The sequence below is a fragment of the Cellulomonas sp. P5_C5 genome (assembly GCF_054049655.1).
Window position 1 is genome coordinate 296,177 of sequence record NZ_JBFULY010000001.1, and the last position, 16,849, is coordinate 313,025.

A 16,849-nucleotide genomic window follows, 5' to 3' on the forward strand; every position below is an offset into this window, starting at 1 on the left:
TCATCCTCCCGAGCACGCCGACGGGGGCATGCCGTGGCATCCGCACCCGAGTCCTGCCGGGAAACTACTGGTCCGAGGACCCCTCTGGCGAGACTCCGTTCGGGTCATATCGTCAGATGGACGTGTGACCGGGTCAGGATGTGCCTAGCGTCGATGTGCAGGTCCCGTGCAGGTCGGGGCGTCCGACGCCGATCTGACCGGGTCCTGACAGGGCGTCCGACTACCCTGACGGCATGCCGAACCCTGCGCGCCAGCGCGGCCGACAGGTCAACGTCTTCCAGGCCGTGGCCCTCCTGCTCACCTTCGCGCTCGTCGCGGGTGTGTCCGGGGTGCTCGCCGCCGGCCTCGTCCTGCCCGGAGTCGCCGTCGCCAACGGCGTGACCGACATCACGGTCACCGCCTTCGACGACCTGCCGACCGAGCTCGCGGAGACGGAGAAGGCGCTGCCCGAGAAGTCGGTCATCAAGGCTGCGGACGGCCGGCTCCTGGCGACGTTCTGGACGCAGAACCGGGTGGTGGTCCCGCTCGCCGCGATCTCGCCCCTGCTGCAGAACGCCGTCATCGCGACGGAGGACAAGCGCTTCTACCAGCACGTGGGTGTCGACCCGACCGGCATGATCCGCGCGTTCGTCAAGAACCAGACGGACGAGGACGGCGGCCAGGAAGGCGCCTCGACGCTCACGCAGCAGTACATCAAGAACGTCCTCATCGAGGAGGCGCTCAGCAAGGAGACCGAGGCCGAGAAGCTCGAGGCTCTCCAGGCAGCCCGCGGCGCCAGCGGCACCGAGGGCTACGCGCGCAAGCTGCGCGAGGCCAAGCTGGCCATCGCCCTCGAGAAGCGGATGACGAAGCAGGAGATCCTCGAGAAGTACCTGAACATCGCGCCGTTCGGGGCGTCGGTGTACGGGGCGGAGTCCGCTGCGCAGTACTACTTCAGCAAGGCCGCCATCGACCTCAACTTCATCGAGGCCGCCACCATCGCCGGGGTGACGCAGAGCCCCACCAAGTGGGACCCGGTGCTGAACCCCGAGGCCTCGCAGACCCGTCGGGACAGCGTGCTCGGCAAGATGCACGACCAGGGCTACATCACCGACGAGGAGCTCGCCCTCGGCCTCGCGACCCCGCTCGCGGACACCATGCACATCACCCCGCTGAAGCAGGGCTGCGTGGCGGCCGGTGACGTGATCGCCGGCTCCGGCTACTTCTGCGACTTCGTCACCAAGGTCATCGCCAACGACGAGGCCTTCGGCGCCACCCGGGACGAGCGGGTCGGGCTGCTGTACAAGGGCGGGCTGACCATCACCACGACGCTCGACCCGAACCTGCAGACGATCGCCGACACCGAGGTGAAGAACGGCATCCCGGTCGACGACCCGTCGGGCGTGGCCAGCGCGATCGTCACCGTCCAGCCGGGCACCGGCAAGATCCTGTCGATGGCCCAGAACCGGACCTACGCCGCGGCCGCGGCGCCCGGGACGCGCGAGGAGTCGGTCAACTTCAACACCGACGGCGCGTACGGCGGCTCGGGCGGGTTCGCCCCCGGCTCGACGTTCAAGCCGTTCACGCTGCTCGAGTGGCTCAAGCAGGGCCACAGCCTGAATGACCAGGTCAACGGCACCGAGCGCTCGCTGAACGAGAACATGTTCGTCACGTGCGGCGCCAAGGGCCCGAACGTGACCTGGAAGGTCGGGAACTCCGAGGGCGGCGCCGGGATGATGTCCGTGGCGAACGCCACGCAGAACTCCGTCAACCTCGCCTACCTGACGATGGCCACGCAGCTCGACATGTGCAACATCATGAAGGGCGCCGAGAGCCTGGGCATGCACACCGCGAAGCCCAAGGCGGACGGCACCTCGACGCCGTCGGTCAACCCGTCGAACGTCATCGGCACGGACTCCGTGGCCCCGCTCTCCATGGCCGCCGCGTTCGCCGCGTTCGCGTCCGGGGGCGTCTACTGCAAGCCGATCGCCATCACGAGCGTCCAGAACGCCGACGGCGCCGAGCTGCCGATCCCGCAGGCCAGCTGCGCGCAGGCGATCGAGCCCAAGTACGCCAACACGATGAACTTCGCCCTGAGCAACGTGTGGAAGGGCACCGCCAAGTCGGTCGGCACCCCCTCCTACCCGTCCGCGGGCAAGACCGGCACCACGACACGCAACGAGGACACCTGGTTCGTCGGGTACACCCCGCTGCTGGCGACCGCGGTGTGGGTCGGCTTCTCGCAGGCACCGGCCCCCGTGCAGAACATGACCATCAACGGGAAGTTCGTCCGGTACACCTACGGGGCGACCATCGCGGCGCCCACCTGGAAGCGGTTCACGGACCAGGCCCTGGCAGGCGTCGAGAATCCCGGCTTCGGCGCTCCGGACGACAAGCTCGTCTTCGGCGAGAAGATCTCCGTGCCGTCCGTCGTCGGCCGGAACGAGGCCGAGGCGCGCGACATCCTCCAGAAGGCCGGCTTCAACGCCAGCGTCGACCCGACGCAGGTCAACTCGCCCTTCCCGGCGGGGACGGTCGTCTCGCAGAGCCCGTCCGGCACGGCCACGCGGGGCTCCTCGATCCTCCTGACGCTGTCCAACGGGCAGCCGCCCGCCGGTCCGGTCGACATGAACCAGCCGGGCGGGCCCGGGCAGGGCGGTGGCGGTCGCGGCGACGGCAACGGCGGCGGCAACGGCGGCGGGAACAAGCCTTAGTGGGCGTCACGACGTCCGGGGTCGCCCGCGCGGCGGGTGCGGTCGCGCTCGCCGGTGCGGGCGCGCTCGCGTACGCCTCGCTGATCGAGGTCCGCTGGTACACGCTGCGGCAGGTCACCGTGCCGGTCCTCCCGGCCGGTCAGGACCCGCTGCGCATCCTGCACCTGTCGGACCTGCACCTGACGCCCGGCCAGCGCAAGAAGGTCGACTGGGTCAAGGACCTGGCCTCGCTGGACCCGCACATGGTGGTCGACACCGGCGACAACTGGGCGCACCTCGACGCGATGCCGGCGCTGCTGGAGGCCCTGGAGCCGCACCTGGCCGTCCCCGGGGCGTTCGTGCTGGGCTCCAACGACTACGTCGCACCGTCGCCGAAGAACCCCGCCCGGTACCTGCTGCCGGACGCACGTCGACGCCCGGTCCGCCGACCGCCGGAGCTGCCGTGGCGCGAGCTCACGTCGCGGTTCCGGTCGGCCGGCTGGATCGACCTCACCAACCGTCGGGACGTGCTCAAGGTCGACGGCCGGGTGCTGTCCCTGGTGGGCACCGACGACGCGCACCTGGACCGCGACCGGTTCCCGGACGCCGGTGACGGCGACGACGCGCGGACCGGCCCGGTCCCGGTGGACCTGCACCTGGGCATCACGCACGCGCCCTACCGGCGGGTGCTGGACGCGATGCACGCCGACGACGTCGACCTGGCGATCGCCGGGCACACCCACGGCGGCCAGCTCGCGCTGCCGATCTGGGGCGCCCTGGTGACCAACTGCGACCTCGACCCCCGTCGCGCCAAGGGTCTGCACGGCTGGCCCGGCCCACGTCCGGACCAGCCGGGCGGCGCGGGGTCGACGTGGATGCATGTCTCCGCAGGGCTCGGCACGTCGCCGTACGCGCCCGTGCGGTTCGCGTGCCGGCCGGAAGCGACCCTGCTCACACTGGTCGCGCCCTGATCCGGTTTCGTTCCCACCCCGGTCGTCGGCTATCCTTACCAGGCTCCACGGGGTGTGGCGCAGCTTGGTAGCGCGCTTCGTTCGGGACGAAGAGGTCGTGGGTTCGAATCCCGCCACCCCGACAGACGAGAAAGGCCCCTGATCAGCAGATCTGCTGATCAGGGGCCTTTCTCGTGGGGTCAGCCGCGGGGGCCGAGATACTCCGCGTACCCGTCGACCGTGGCGATCCTGACGTGGATCGCCGACGTCGGGTCGACGGCCCCCTCGACCGTCTGCCGGCCGTCCGCGCTGGTGATGTCGAGCGCGACCGGCTTCCCCGTGCCATACACGGTGATCCCCCCGTCGCTCGCGCGCGCGTCGATGTCGGCCTGCGCGTCCGAGATCTCGGTGCGTCCGTCGCTGGACTGGGTGGTGACGTCTCCGGAGACGTCGGAGACCTCGATGGGGCCGTCGGCCGAGCTCACGTCCACCGTGCCGCGGACGCCGTCGACGTACGCGCGGGCGTCGGTCGACCGGACCGTCACGTCGCCGTCGATGTCGGTCACGTCGACGGACCCGTCGCTGACGTGCACGTCCAGGGGTCCGCGCAGCGCGGTGGCGGTCACGGTGCCGTCGAGGGCGCGCACGATCACCGAGGTGCCCTCCGGCACGGTCACGTCGAGCGACGCCGAGCAGAAGCCGGGCCGCCACCAGTCGCACCGGTAGCTCACGCGGAGGCGGTCCGCGATCTCGTCGACCCGGTAGTCCGCAGCGGAGAGGACCGTGCGTGCCGTGCGGTCGACCTGGACGCGGTCGCCGCCGGTGGTCACCGTGACGTGCCCGTCGGCGACGAGCTCGACCACCGACGCCGCGGCGTAGGAGGCGGACTCGGACGTGGTCACGGCGCCGTCGGACCCCGTCGCCAGCAGGTCCACGGCGCTGTAGGCCCCCGACAGGAGCAGGACGCCGCCGACGATCCCACCGACCCAGGTCAGGACCTTGGCGCCCGGGCCGCGCGGGGTGGGACTCGGCGCGGCGACCGGCCGTTCCAGGGTGTCGGTCATGGTCGTTCTCCGTTCGTGGGTTCGTGCTCCAGCCAGCGCAGCACGGCGAGCACGCGGCGGTGGTCGTCGGCGGCCTGCGGGAGGTCGAGCTTGGTGAGGATGGAGGTCACGTGCTTCTCGACGGCCGGGAGGCCGACGACGAGCCGGTCGGCGATCGCCGCGTTGGAGCGGCCCTCCGCCATGAGACCGAGGACGTCCCGCTCGCGCGGGGTCAGGGTCTCGAGGCCCGACCGTCGGGTCCGGGCGAGGATCTGGGCGACGACCTCGGGGTCGATCACCGTGCCCCCACCGGCCACCCGGCCGAGCGCGTCGAGGAACTCGTCCACGTCCGCCACCCGGTCCTTGAGCACGTAGCCGAGGCCGCGCACGTCACCGGCGAAGAGCTCCCGGGCGTACCGCTGCTCGACGTACTGCGACAGGACCAGGACGGGAAGCCTCGGGTGCAGGCTGCGCAGGTGCACGGCCGCCCGCAGACCCTCGTCGGTGTGCGACGGGGGCATCCGGACGTCGGTCACCAGGACGTCCGGGACGTCGGCGGACGGTCCGAGGGCCGCGACGACCTCGTCGGCGGTGGTGAAGCCGGTGACGTCGTGCCCCTCCGCGACGAGCAGCCGGGTGAGGCCGTCCAGCAGGAGGACGGAGTCCTCCGCGATCACGATGCGCACGGCACCTCCACGGTCAGTCGTGTGCCGGCTCCGGCCGGGCTGTCCAGGTCGAACGTGCCGTCGAGGGCGGCGACACGGCTACGCAGTCCGTCGAGCCCGCTGCCGGGCGTCGCGGTCGCTCCCCCGCGGCCGTCGTCGGCGATCACCAGCCGCAGCGTGCCGGCCGGGGTGACCCCGGCCTGCACGGTCACGGCGTTCGCCGACGCGTGCTTGGCGGCGTTGGTCAGGGCCTCGGCGACGACGAAGTACGCGGCGGCCTGCGCGGACGTGCTGGCGCGGCTCAGCGCGGCCGGGTCGGGGACGTCCACGCGGACCGGGACCGGGCTGCGCGCGGCCAGCGCGGACAGGGCCGCGTCCAGGCCGCGGTCGGTGAGGACGGCGGGGTGGATGCCCCGGACCAGGTCCCGCAGCTCGGCCAGCGTCTCCTTGACCTCGCGGTGGGCGTGCTCGAGGGCGGCGGCCGCCTCGGGGTCGCTCGACACCTTCCGCCGTGCCGTGCCCAGCTCGACGCCGAGCGCCACGAGCCGCTGCTGGGCGCCATCGTGCAGGTCGCGCTCGATGCGGCGGCGCTCCTCGTCGGCGGCACCGACGGCGGCCGTGCGGGTCTCGGTGAGCTGGACGGCACGGCCCTCGGCCTGGGCGGCTCGCGCCTGCGCCTGCCGGGCCAGCTCGACGGCCTCGGCGCGGGGCGACGACCCGAGCAGCGTCCGGCCCAGCCGGACGATGGCCAGCGAACCGGCCTGGACGGTGAGGGCGGCGATCCACGCGCAGAGCAGGGCGGCCGGGACCATGAGCACGAGCGGGATCGGCGGCTGGGTCAGGCCGGCGGCCAGCGCGACGACCGGGTAGACCAGCCCACCGAGCGCGAACCCGGCGGCGAACGTCACGGCGATGCCCTGGGCCGTCAGGAGCAGCCCGGCGACCACCAGGTAGGCGACGTGAGCCCACGTGCGGCTGTCGGACAGGACCGCCCACCACGAGGCCCAGACGCCCTCGCGGCGCGGGTACGTCGGCGCGGGGATCACCACGTCGAGCTGGGCGTGCAGACGCGCCCGCTCGACGGCGGCGAAGGGGCGGCACGCCCACAGCGTCGCGACGAGCATCGGGATGCCCACGACCAGCACGAGCAGGGACAGGGAGAACGCGAGGGCGACGCTGAACACGATCGCGGCGACGAGGAGGACGAACGAGCCGACGACGAGCTGCGAGATGCCGCGCCACGTCGCGACGGACACGGGGGCTGCGGCGAGCGCGCGCAGGTCGACGAAGGCGGGGGCGACGACGCGGAGGTCGTCGGACGCGCTGCCCGGGGGCGTCGGTGAGGTCATGACAGTGACGCTAGGGCTCGGGGCGGACGCGCAGACAGCCTGACCACCCACGGGGCGGTGGTGGGGTTGCCCCTACCCCGGGACAGCCGAACGGGCCGGCCCTCGCAGGAGGACCGGCCCGTTCGTCACTGCACTAGCCGACGGTGCAGGTGGCACCGTTCAGGGTGAACGCGGTCGGGTTGTTGTTGGTCCCCGTGTGGGAGCCGTTGAACCCGATGTCCGTGCTCTGACCGGCACCGAGGGTGCCGTTCCAGGCGGCGTTCTTCGCCGTGACCGCCGTGCCGGACTGCGACCAGTCCGCGCTCCAGCCCTGGGTGACCTTCTGGCCGTTGGCGAAGGAGAAGCCAAGCGTCCAGGAGGACAGGGCCGTGGTCCCGGTGTTGGTGACCTTCACCGAGGCCGTGAAGCCCGTGTTCCAGCTGCTCGCCGTGTACTTGACCGTGCACGCACCCGTGGAAGAACCGGTCTGCGTGGTGGCCGAGACGGCGCTGGAGGCCGAGGACACGTTGCCTGCGGCGTCCTTGGCGCGGACCGTGAACGAGTACGCGGTGGCGGCGCTCAGGCCGGTCACGGTGTAGCTCGTCGTGGTGGTCGTGCCCACCAGGGTGGTGCCGCGGTAGACGTCGTAGCCGGTGACGGCCACGTTGTCGGTGGACGCGGTCCAGGACAGCGGGATCGACGTCGTGGTGGTGGTACCGGCCGTCAGACCCGTCGGAGCCGAGGGCGCCGTCGTGTCGGTGGGCGTGCCGGTCTGGGTGGTCGCCGAGACCGCCGTGGACGCTGCCGACACGTTGCCTGCGGCGTCCTTGGCGCGGACCGTGAACGAGTACGCGGTGGCGGCGGTCAGGCCGGTCACGGTGTAGCTCGTCGTGGTGGTGGTCCCCACCAGGGTGGTGCCCCGGTAGACCTCGTACCCGGCGACGCCGACGTTGTCGGTGGACGCGGTCCAGGACAGCGGAACCGTCGACGTCGTGGTGGTGCCGGCCGTCAGACCCGTCGGCACCGAGGGTGCCGTCGTGTCGGTGGGCGTGCCGGTCTGGGTGGTGGCCGAGACCGAGCTGGATGCCGTCGACACGTTGCCTGCGGCGTCCTTGGCGCGGACCGTGAACGAGTACGCGGTGGACGGCGACAGGCCGGTCACGGTGTAGCTCGTCGAGGTGGAGGTGCCCACCAGGGTGGTGCCGCGGTAGACGTCGTAACCGGTGACGGCCACGTTGTCGGTCGACGCGGTCCACGAGAGCGGGACCGACGTCGAGGTGGTGGTGCCGGCCGTCAGACCCGTCGGAGCCGAGGGCGCCGTCGTGTCGGTCGGGGGCGTGGTGCCACCCTCGAACAGCCGCGCGTAGTCACCGAGCGCACCGGCGATGGCCGTCTGGGCCCAGAACCGGTGGAACGTGAACGTCGGCGCCACACCGGTGGCCAGGGCCGACTCGACCTTGGGCCACGCGGGGTCGTTCTTGTACCAGGAGCGGATGTCCAGGAACGAGACGCCCGGCTTGATGACATCACCGTTGGGCATCTTGCCCGTCCAGCCGGACGGGACGAAGACGCCGTTGCCGCCGGCGACGTAGGTGTCGTCGAACCGCAGGAAGTCGCCGCGGGTCTCGGGGCTGCCGACGCCCAGGCTGTCCTGGTTGGAGGCCCAGATGGCGTCGAGCAGTGCCTTGGCCTTGTCACGCGACGCGGTGTCGCCCGACTTGGCGGCGTAGAAGAGCAGCGCACGGGCGGTGTCGCCGGCGACGCCGACGTCCTGGCCGTAGCTCTTCACGGTGACGGACAGCCCGGAGTTGGATCCGGGGTTCGCCTTGTTCCACGTGTCCGGCTTACCGGTCCAGGTGAGCTCCGACGGGACCTTCCAGTTGGCGCCGTCCGTCGAGATGTTCGCGACGACCCAGGGGACCCAGCTGTCGAGGATCGCCTTGGCCTGCGCGTTGCCCGAGGCGTAGTACAGCTCGGCGACGCGCTGGACGCCCCACGCCTGCATGCCGAACCACTGGTTCGAGGGCGGGTCGTTGTAGACCGGCGCCTCGGTGTACGCCATGTTGTAGAACGTGGGCGTGCCGCTCGGCGGCGTCGCGTACGCGCCGTCCCAGCTGTTGGTCGCACCACCGGCGATGCCGCCCTGGGGGGCCTGCAGCCACTTGTAGAACTCGAGCTGACGCTCCATCGACGTCGCCCAGTCGCTCTTCGCGGTGGAGGACTTCGGCGTCAGGGCCGAGTCGGTCGACAGCACCCAGGCCGCGAGCGGGTTCTGGTAGCCGAAGTGCGCGTGCGACGAGCCGATGCGCCAGGCCCAGCCGGCCGACGAGTCGAGCGCGCCGCCCCAGGCGTAGTACCAGGACAGCAGGTAGTGCGCGCTGTTCTTGCCGGAGCCCGCGGGGCACGACGGCGAGGTGCAGCCGATCTGCTTGAAGTACTTGTCGAACAGGGCGTAGCGCAGGTAGTCACCCATCTTGGCGGCCTTGGCCACCGTCCCGGCGATCTGCGACTGCTTGCCCTGCGCGGTCGCCCACTGGTTGGCCCAGTAGACGGCCTCGATCGCGCGCGCGTCGGCGTCGGGGGCGTTGGTGTACTTCCACTGCTTGGCGGGCGTCCCGGTGTCCTTGGTGAACAGGTCGAGGAAGCCGCTCGGGCCGCCGTACTTGAACTCCTCGCACGACGGCTGCGGGATGGTCTCCCAGACCGACTCCTGCGGGCCGCGCTGGAAGGTGTTGATGTAGGACGTGCCGGTCGCTGTCGGGCCGAGCTCGCAGCCCGTGCCCGGGGTGGAACCGAACCCGTACTTGTTGTCGACGTCGGCGAGCCAGTGCATGCCGTAGATGTCCGACGTGCCGTAGGACGACTTCAGCTCGGCGGCGATCGGGTCACTGCCGGAGGTCACGCCGCTGCTCAGCTGCGACGGGTAGCTGCTCGGGTGGTTGAACTCCGACGCGTACGTCGCCGGGCTCGACGCGTTGTAGAACGAGTTCGTCGGCTGGTCCGCCGTCGTCGGGATCATGTACTTCTCGAGCGTGTCCCACGCGTGGTTGAGCGGGGCCCAGTCCTCGGTGAACTGGCCGTACAGGGCCTCGAGCCACACCCAGTAGGAGTACGCCTCCGACGTCGTCTCGTGGCCGTAGTCGGGGGCCTCGACGATGAGGGTCTCGACGGAGTGGTAGGGGATGCCCTGCGGGCTGAAGTAGCCGTTCGCCGGGTCCTTGATCTTCTCGTACTGCGCGAGGAAGCGCTGCGCGTACTCGCCGGTGGGTGCCGCGGCCGTGACGGCGGCGGGTACCGCTGCCGAGGCCGGTGCGGCGGCCATCGCGGGCTGGATCCCGCAGATGGCCAGCAGCGAAGCTGCGCTCAGGGTGGCCGTGGCCACCCAGGCAGTTCGCCGTCGGGTCGATGAGGACATCATTCGTACCTTTCTGGCTGTCGGGCACGTCCCGCTACGCCGCGGGCACGTCCCGGCGCTCCCCCGCGCGGGCGCGTGGGAGCGGTGACGGAGGTGCACGAAGGAACTGACCGTCGATGCCGGTTCGGCCCGCAGCGGCGCGGGTCTCCGGGCAGACAGCGGCCGGGTCGGCGCCCACTTTCCGGCGGTCCACAGCCAGCGTCCAGAGTCCTAAACGATTCTGGTGGGAGCGCGACCACAAGGTCACGGCCCTCGTCGCGGCCACCGTCACGACAACCGTCGCGAACACCGTCACGACCACCGGAAGAACCGCGCCGCCACCGGCACCCCCACGATCGTCCACCCCGCCATGACCAGCAGCGACGACGTCGGGAACGGCTGCCCCCACCACGCGGCGGCCAGCGCCTCGCTGCCGGCCCCGAGCGGGGTGAAGCCGGCGATCGTCTGGATCGCGTCCGGCATCAGCGGCAGCGGGAGCCAGACCCCCGCGAAGAACAGGGAGGCGAAGTAGACGCTCATCCCCCAGGCCGTGGCCGCGGCCGCCGTCGGCGCGAGCGCCGCGATCACGGAGCCGACCGCGAAGGCCGACAGCACGGTCATCACCAGCGCGAGCAGCAGGACCAGGGGCTCCGCGGGCGCGGCCACCCCCACCACGGCGGCCCCGAGCACGTACATGAGCACCGCCGCGACCAGCAGCGCGCCCAGGTTCACCAGCACCTGCGCGACCAGGATGCGCGACGGCGGCACGGGGGTGGTGGACAGCCGCTTGAGCACGCCGCGGCCGCGGTAGTTGCCGATGGTGGTCGGGAAGGTGGACAGCGCCACCGTCGCGACCGCGAGCGCCAGGACCGTCGGCGCGTAGCCGGTGATGCCGTTGACCTGCGACAGGACCGGGTCCGTGTCGTCGAAGGGCTGGTCCGCCCACGGCATCACCAGGCCGAGCACGGTGAGCAGGACGGCGGGGAACAGGACCGCGAAGAACGCGCCGGACGGCTCCCGGAGGAACAGCCGGGACTCGACGACGGTGAGGCGGGTGAGGGCGCTGGTGCTGGACATGTCAGACCTCCACATGGCTGGTGAGTGCGACGAAGGCGTCCTCCAGCGAGCTCTGCTCGAGGCGCAGGTTCTCGGGGCGGATGCCGTGCTGGGCCAGCGCGACGAGCACGTCCTGCACGACGTTGTCCCGGCCGCGGGCCTCGATGGTGCCGTCGTCGGCGTGCGTGACGGTGGCGATGGTCTCCAGCAGGCCGACGGGGACGGGGGCCGACGGGCGGAACCGCAGCACTTGTTCGGCGGTGGCCCGCGCGACCAGCTCCCCCGGCGTCCCCGTCGCCACCACCCGCCCGGCGTCGATCAGCGCGATCCGGTCGCAGAGCCGCTCGGCCTCCTCCATGAGGTGCGTGACCAGCACGATCGTCACGCCCCGGTCGCGGATGCGTTCGACCACGTCCCACGTGTCGCGGCGCGCGTGCGGGTCGAGGCCGGTGGTGAGCTCGTCGAGGATGGCGACCTGCGGGTTGCCGACGAGCGCGAGCGCCACCGACAGCCGCTGCTTCTGGCCGCCGGAGAGCTGCTCGAACCGCGCGCCGGCCCGGTCCGTCAGGCCCAGCTCGTCGAGCAGCTGTGCCGGGTCCGCGGGGTCCGGGTAGAACGACGCGTACAGGTCGAGCGCCTCGCGGACGCCGAGCTTCGGCTGGAGCTGGCTCTCCTGGAGCTGGAGCCCGACCACCTCGCGGAGCCGGCTGCGGTCCCGGACCGGGTCGAGGCCGAGGACGCGGACCGTGCCGGCGTCGGCCTCGCGCAGGCCGCCGACGATCTCGACGGTGGTGGTCTTGCCGGCCCCGTTGCGGCCCAGCACGCCGAAGATCTCGCCGCGGTGGACCTCGAGGCTGACGTCGTCGACGGCGATCGTGTCGCCGTAGCGCTTGTGCAGGTGCTCGACCTGGATGACGGGCATGGTCGCTCCTTCTCACGAGGGTGTGCGGTGCCACGGGAGCGGCGCAGGCCGGTCCCGTGAGTGGTGGACGGGGTCAGGAGGTGCGGTTGGGCAGGGACGCGCCGCGGGTGAGGCGGTCGAACGCGAAGGCCATGGCAACCGCGATCAGCAGGGCCGCCGTGGAGGCGACGAGGAGCGGCTGGTCGCCGCCGAACAACCCGGAGGTGGAGAAGGGGCCGGCGTCCTGCGCGAACAGGGCGAAGACCAGCAGGACGGGACCGGCGGTGAGCGGCAGGGCGAGCGTCCCGAACCAGCCGCCGGCGCGCTGGTAGGTCATCCCCACCAGCAGGCCGGACACGTAGGCGACGACGAGGATCAGCGTGGTGCTGACGATCACCGGCCCGACCCCCGACGAGGTGTAGGTGATGTCGTCCAGGATCCGCCACTGCCACCCGAACGCCGAGAAGACCGCGCGTTCGAGCAGGAGCAGCCCGGCGAACACGCCCCCGTACACGAGGGCCGTGCCGGTTGCGCCGATCAGCGACCCGAACGACAGGGAGCGCCGGGTCAGGCCGGCCGCGACGTGCACCGGCAGGTAGGCCGCCGTGATCGCGATGAGCACGGAGAACGGGAACCAGATCGCCCCCTGCCGGGCGAACGCGACCACGCTGGTGTTGACCTCGCCCACCACGTTGATCACCACGAGAGCGGCGGTGATGACGATGGTCGCCATCAACCAGAACCAGCCCGCCATGTACAGGTTCATCCAGAACACCCAGGTCGCGGTGGCGCGGACCGAGCTGCGCGTGGGGACGCGTGCCGTGGCGATGCTCATCGGGACTCCTCCGTGCTCGGCCGCGCGGCTGCGGCGCCCTTCGGGCGGTCGGTCAGGTGGACGAAGAGGTCCTGGAGGGCCACCGGCCCCAGCTCGAGACCCGCCTGCGCGGCACGAACGGTGTCGTCCGGCCGGGTCCCGATGAGCGTCGCCTGGGCGGTCCGGCCCAGCTGCTGGCGCGCGACGACGTCCCGGTCGGCGACGAACGCACTGACGGCCTCGGCCGCCCCCGTGACCGTGACGCCGCCGCTGCGCAGCGTGTCCGCGTCGGCGGCTGTCAGCACGCTGCCGCGGTCGAGCACGACGACGTCCTCGAGCAGCCGCTCGACCTCACCGATCAGGTGGCTGGACAGGACGATCGTGCGTGGGTGCTCCAGCCAGTCGGCGAGCAGGACGTCGTAGAACGCGTACCGCGAGGGGGCGTCCATGCCGAGGTGCACCTCGTCGAGCAGCGTCAGCGGGGTGCGGCTGGCGAGCCCGACGACGACCCCGAACGCGGACCGCTTGCCACGCGACAGCTTGTTCGGCTTGGTGAGCGGGTCGAGCTCGAAGCGGTCCATCAGCGAGTCCGCCAGCTCACGGGAGAACAGCGGCCGGCGGTCGCCGAGGAAGTCCAGGGTCGCCTGGAGCTTCTGGTCGATCGGGACGTCGCCGCTCTCGCGCACCAGGCACGTTCCCGCGAGCACCCGCGGGTTCTCCCACGGGTCCTCGCCGTCGACGAGCACCGTGCCGGACGTCTTGCGACGGAAGGCAGCCAGCACGGACAGGGCGGTGGTCTTGCCGGAGCCGTTGCGGCCCAGCAGCCCGGTGATCACGCCGGGGCGGATGGTGAACGAGACCGCGTCGAGCGCGACCGTCGTGTCGTAGCGGGCGGTGAGGTCCCGGACCTCGACGCCGAAGCCGCTCATCGCGGTCCCTCCGTCTCGCGGAGCCGGTCGACGATCTCGTCGGCGCTGATGCCCAGCACCCGCGCCTGCTCGAGCATGGGCTCGACGACGTCGGCGAAGAACGTGGCGCGGCGCTGGGCGAGCAGGTGCTCCCGGGCACCCTCGGCGACGAACATCCCGATGCCGCGGCGCTTGTAGAGGACGCCCTCGTCGACCAGCTCGGCGAACGCCTTGGCAGCGGTCGCCGGGTTGATCCGGAACGTCGTCGCGTACTGCGTGGTCGACATGACCTGTTCCTCCGCTCGCAGGGCTCCGGTGAGCACGTCCGACCGGATCTGGTCGGCGATCTGCACGTACAGGGGGTCACGCCCGTCGAACATCGCGTGCCTCCGTTCTGTGGTTCGTTACTTGACCAACTAACCATAGGACCCGAAGGTCGCACAAGAGGTATCTGGGTCCGGGTGAACCGCTCCTCCGAGTGACCGCCAGTGACGCCGGAGGGGGAGCCATGCCGCACGGAGATGCCGACCAGGGCATTCGCACACCGAAGTCCACGTTCTACGACCAGGGTCGCTTCGGCCGACTGTTCCCGGCGCTGCCGGGGTTCGCCGCCGACACCCGCACCGTCCGTGCCGCGCTCGTCGAGCTGGGCAAGCCCGGCGGGATCATGGACACCAACGAGAGCCCGACCGCCGACCCGTTCGCCCTGATCGTCGACCCGACGCTCAGCGTCGACAACCCGGACAACCCGCGCCTCACGGCCGGCATGACGTTCCTCGGGCAGTTCCTCGACCACGACATGACGTTCGACCCCACGTCGAGCCTCGCCCGTACCCAGGACCCCGAGTCGATCCGGAACTTCCGCATCCCGGCGCTCGACCTGGACAGCGTCTACGGCGGCGGACCGGGCACGTCACCGCACCTGTACGACCAGTCCGTCGACCACGGACGCACCACGATGCTGGTCGAGCCCAACGCCGGCTCCGAGACCGTCTGCATCGACGGCGTCGTGCGGTACGACGTCCCCCGCAACGCCCAGGGCACGGCGCTCATCGGCGATCCCCGCAACGACGAGAACCTCATCGTCGACCAGCTGCACCTCGCGTTCCTGCGCTTCCACAACCGCGTCGTCGCCGACGTCCGGGACGACCTCGGGCCGCTCGCCACACCCGGCGAGGTGTTCGCGGAGGCCCAGCGGATCGTCCGGTGGCACTACCAGTGGATGATCCTGCACGAGTTCCTCCCGCTGACCTGCGGCGACGCCCTCGTCGCGGACATCCTGACGAACGGCCGCAAGTTCTACCAGTGGCGCAACTCCCCCTACATCCCGGTGGAGTTCTCCGTCGCCGCGTACCGGTTCGGGCACTCCCAGGTGCGGCCCAGCTACCGCGCGAACTTCGGCACGTCCGCCGCCGACCGCACGCTCCAGTTCTTCGCGGTCATCTTCGACCACACCGCCACCGGCACCGACCCCGCGGACCTGCGCGGCGGCTGCCGGGCACCGCGGCGGTTCATCGACTGGCAGACGTTCTTCGACTTCGGCGGCGGCCAGGTGCGCAGGAACAAGCGGATCGACACCAAGCTCTCGTCGGCCCTCTTCCACCTGCTGGGCCAGCCGTCGGACGAGCCGGACTCGCTCGCCATCCGCAACCTGATCCGCGGGCTGACGATGGAGGTGCCCTCCGGGCAGCGCGTCGCCGCCGCCATGCAGGAGACACCGCTGCACGAGTCCGAGCTGGCCGACCTCGAGCCCTTCGGGCTGCACAAGCGGACACCGCTGTGGTTCTACGTGCTGCGGGAGGCCGACGTCCGCGCCGACGGGGAGCACCTGGGGCCGGTGGGCGGGCGGATCGTCGCCGAGGTGTTCCACGGGCTCATCGACGGCGACCCGTCGTCGTACCTGTCGCAGGACCCGGACTGGACCCCGACCTACGGCACCGACGACGAGTTCGGCATCACGGACCTGCTCACGGCCGCGGGCGTGGTCGGCGCCCTGGCCTGAACACAGCAACGTCCGCACTCGGGAGGGCTGGGGGGCCCTCGAGTGCGGACGTTGCTGTCTGCTCAGACGGTGGTGAGGCGCTGGGCTGCGACCAGCTCCGCGATCTGGACCGCGTTCAGCGCGGCGCCCTTGCGGAGGTTGTCGTTGCTGATGAACAGGGCGAGACCGCGGCCACCCTCGACGCCCTCGTCCTGGCGCAGGCGGCCGACGAAGGACGGGTCCTGACCGGCCGCCTCCAGGGGCGTCGGCACGTCGGTGAGCTGGACGCCCGGCGCGCCGGCCAGCAGCTCGGCGGCACGCTCGGGGCTCAGCGGACGGGCGAACTCGGCGTTGATCGACAGCGAGTGCCCGGTGAACACCGGGACGCGCACGCACGTCCCGGACACCAGCAGGCCGGGGATGTCGAGGATCTTGCGAGACTCGTGCCGGAGCTTCTGCTCCTCGTCGGTCTCGTTCAGCCCGTCCTCGACGATCGAGCCGGCCAGCGGGATGACGTCGAACGCGATGGGCCGGACGTACTTCACCGGCGCGGGCAGCGTCACGGCCGACCCGTCGTGCACCAGCGCGAGCGTGTCCTGCTCGACGGCCGCGCGGATCTGGCTGTCCAGCTCGTCGGCACCGGCGAGCCCCGAACCCGAGACCGCCTGGTAGGTCGACACGACCAGGCGGGTGAGCTGGGCCTCGTCGTGCAGGACCTTGAGCACCGGCATCGCGGCCATGGTGGTGCAGTTCGGGTTGGCGATGATGCCCTTGACTGCACCCGCGAGCGCGCCCGGGTTCACCTCGGAGACGATGAGCGGGACCTCGGGGTCACGACGCCACGCCGAGGAGTTGTCGATGACGAGCGCACCCGCCGCGGCGAACCGGGGGGCGTGCACCTTCGACGCGGCACCTCCGGCGGAGAACAGGGCCACGTCGATGCCCGACAGGTCCTCCGTCTCGACGTCCTCGACGACGACGTCCGCACCCTTCCAGGGCAGCGTGGTCCCGGCCGAGCGCGACGACGCGAAGTAGCGGATCGAGGCGACCGGGAAGTCGCGCTCCTCCAGCAGCCGGCGCATGACGCTGCCGACCTGGCCGGTGGCACCGACCACCGCGATGTTCAGTCCCATGTCC

13 protein-coding genes and 1 tRNA gene are annotated in these 16,849 nt (G+C 71.4%); 4 read left to right on the forward strand and 10 right to left on the reverse strand.

The window, feature by feature from the left end; translation table 11 throughout:
* Nucleotides 1-233 precede the first annotated feature (233 nt).
* From ACXJKF_RS01420 to ACXJKF_RS01430, 3 genes are all read left to right on the forward strand, one after another.
* Nucleotides 234-2,693, forward strand: a complete 2,460-nt coding sequence (locus ACXJKF_RS01420) for a penicillin-binding protein (RefSeq protein ID WP_456785956.1) — start codon at nucleotides 234-236, stop codon at nucleotides 2,691-2,693.
* Nucleotides 2,693-3,643 carry a metallophosphoesterase gene (locus ACXJKF_RS01425; RefSeq protein ID WP_456785957.1) on the forward strand — a complete coding sequence of 317 codons (951 nt, stop codon included), beginning with the start codon at nucleotides 2,693-2,695 and terminating at the stop codon, nucleotides 3,641-3,643. The genes ACXJKF_RS01420 and ACXJKF_RS01425 overlap by 1 nt, the downstream gene beginning before the upstream one ends.
* Nucleotides 3,644-3,691: 48 nt before the next feature.
* Nucleotides 3,692-3,765 (forward strand) — tRNA-Pro (locus tag ACXJKF_RS01430).
* Between the two features lie 57 nt (nucleotides 3,766-3,822).
* Here the strand turns inward: ACXJKF_RS01430 and ACXJKF_RS01435 are convergent.
* The 9 genes from ACXJKF_RS01435 to ACXJKF_RS01475 form a co-directional block, all read right to left on the reverse strand.
* Nucleotides 3,823-4,686: a DUF4097 family beta strand repeat-containing protein gene (locus tag ACXJKF_RS01435; protein ID WP_456785958.1), complete on the reverse strand. Its 864-nt coding sequence runs from the start codon at nucleotides 4,684-4,686 to the stop codon at nucleotides 3,823-3,825.
* The gene (locus ACXJKF_RS01440) at nucleotides 4,683-5,351 is read right to left on the reverse strand and encodes a response regulator (RefSeq protein ID WP_456785959.1); all 669 of its coding nucleotides are present in this window, start codon (nucleotides 5,349-5,351) and stop codon (nucleotides 4,683-4,685) included. The genes ACXJKF_RS01435 and ACXJKF_RS01440 overlap by 4 nt, the downstream gene beginning before the upstream one ends.
* Nucleotides 5,339-6,679 carry a sensor histidine kinase gene (locus ACXJKF_RS01445; protein ID WP_456785960.1) on the reverse strand — a complete coding sequence of 447 codons (1,341 nt, stop codon included), beginning with the start codon at nucleotides 6,677-6,679 and terminating at the stop codon, nucleotides 5,339-5,341. The genes ACXJKF_RS01440 and ACXJKF_RS01445 overlap by 13 nt, the downstream gene beginning before the upstream one ends.
* A gap of 133 nt (nucleotides 6,680-6,812) precedes the next feature.
* On the reverse strand, nucleotides 6,813-10,073 hold the full coding sequence (locus tag ACXJKF_RS01450) for a glycoside hydrolase family 48 protein (RefSeq protein WP_456785961.1): 3,261 nt from the start codon (nucleotides 10,071-10,073) through the stop codon (nucleotides 6,813-6,815).
* Nucleotides 10,074-10,364: 291 nt separating this feature from the next.
* Nucleotides 10,365-11,129, reverse strand: coding sequence for an ABC transporter permease (locus ACXJKF_RS01455; RefSeq protein ID WP_456785962.1), 765 nt, complete (start codon nucleotides 11,127-11,129; stop codon nucleotides 10,365-10,367).
* Nucleotide 11,130: 1 nt separating this feature from the next.
* A complete protein-coding gene (locus tag ACXJKF_RS01460) occupies nucleotides 11,131-12,030 on the reverse strand; it encodes an ABC transporter ATP-binding protein (RefSeq protein ID WP_456785963.1) in 900 nt (299 codons plus the stop codon).
* Nucleotides 12,031-12,103: 73 nt separating this feature from the next.
* On the reverse strand, nucleotides 12,104-12,844 hold the full coding sequence (locus ACXJKF_RS01465; RefSeq protein ID WP_456785964.1) for a hypothetical protein: 741 nt from the start codon (nucleotides 12,842-12,844) through the stop codon (nucleotides 12,104-12,106).
* Nucleotides 12,841-13,752 (reverse strand): ATP-binding cassette domain-containing protein, encoded by a 912-nt coding sequence (locus tag ACXJKF_RS01470; protein ID WP_456785965.1) that lies wholly within the window; start codon nucleotides 13,750-13,752, stop codon nucleotides 12,841-12,843. Before ACXJKF_RS01470 ends, ACXJKF_RS01465 begins: the two co-directional genes overlap by 4 nt.
* Entirely contained in the window at nucleotides 13,749-14,111 is a 363-nt protein-coding gene (locus tag ACXJKF_RS01475; protein WP_456785966.1) for a GntR family transcriptional regulator, read from the reverse strand. Before ACXJKF_RS01475 ends, ACXJKF_RS01470 begins: the two co-directional genes overlap by 4 nt.
* A 128-nt stretch (nucleotides 14,112-14,239) precedes the next feature.
* On the opposite strand from ACXJKF_RS01475, the gene ACXJKF_RS01480 reads away from it, so the two are divergent.
* Entirely contained in the window at nucleotides 14,240-15,733 is a 1,494-nt protein-coding gene (locus tag ACXJKF_RS01480; protein ID WP_456785967.1) for a peroxidase family protein, read from the forward strand.
* 62 nt (nucleotides 15,734-15,795) lie between these two features.
* Here ACXJKF_RS01480 and ACXJKF_RS01485 read toward each other — a convergent pair whose 3' ends face one another.
* Nucleotides 15,796-16,845: an aspartate-semialdehyde dehydrogenase gene (locus tag ACXJKF_RS01485; protein ID WP_456785968.1), complete on the reverse strand. Its 1,050-nt coding sequence runs from the start codon at nucleotides 16,843-16,845 to the stop codon at nucleotides 15,796-15,798.
* Nucleotides 16,846-16,849 lie beyond the last annotated feature (4 nt).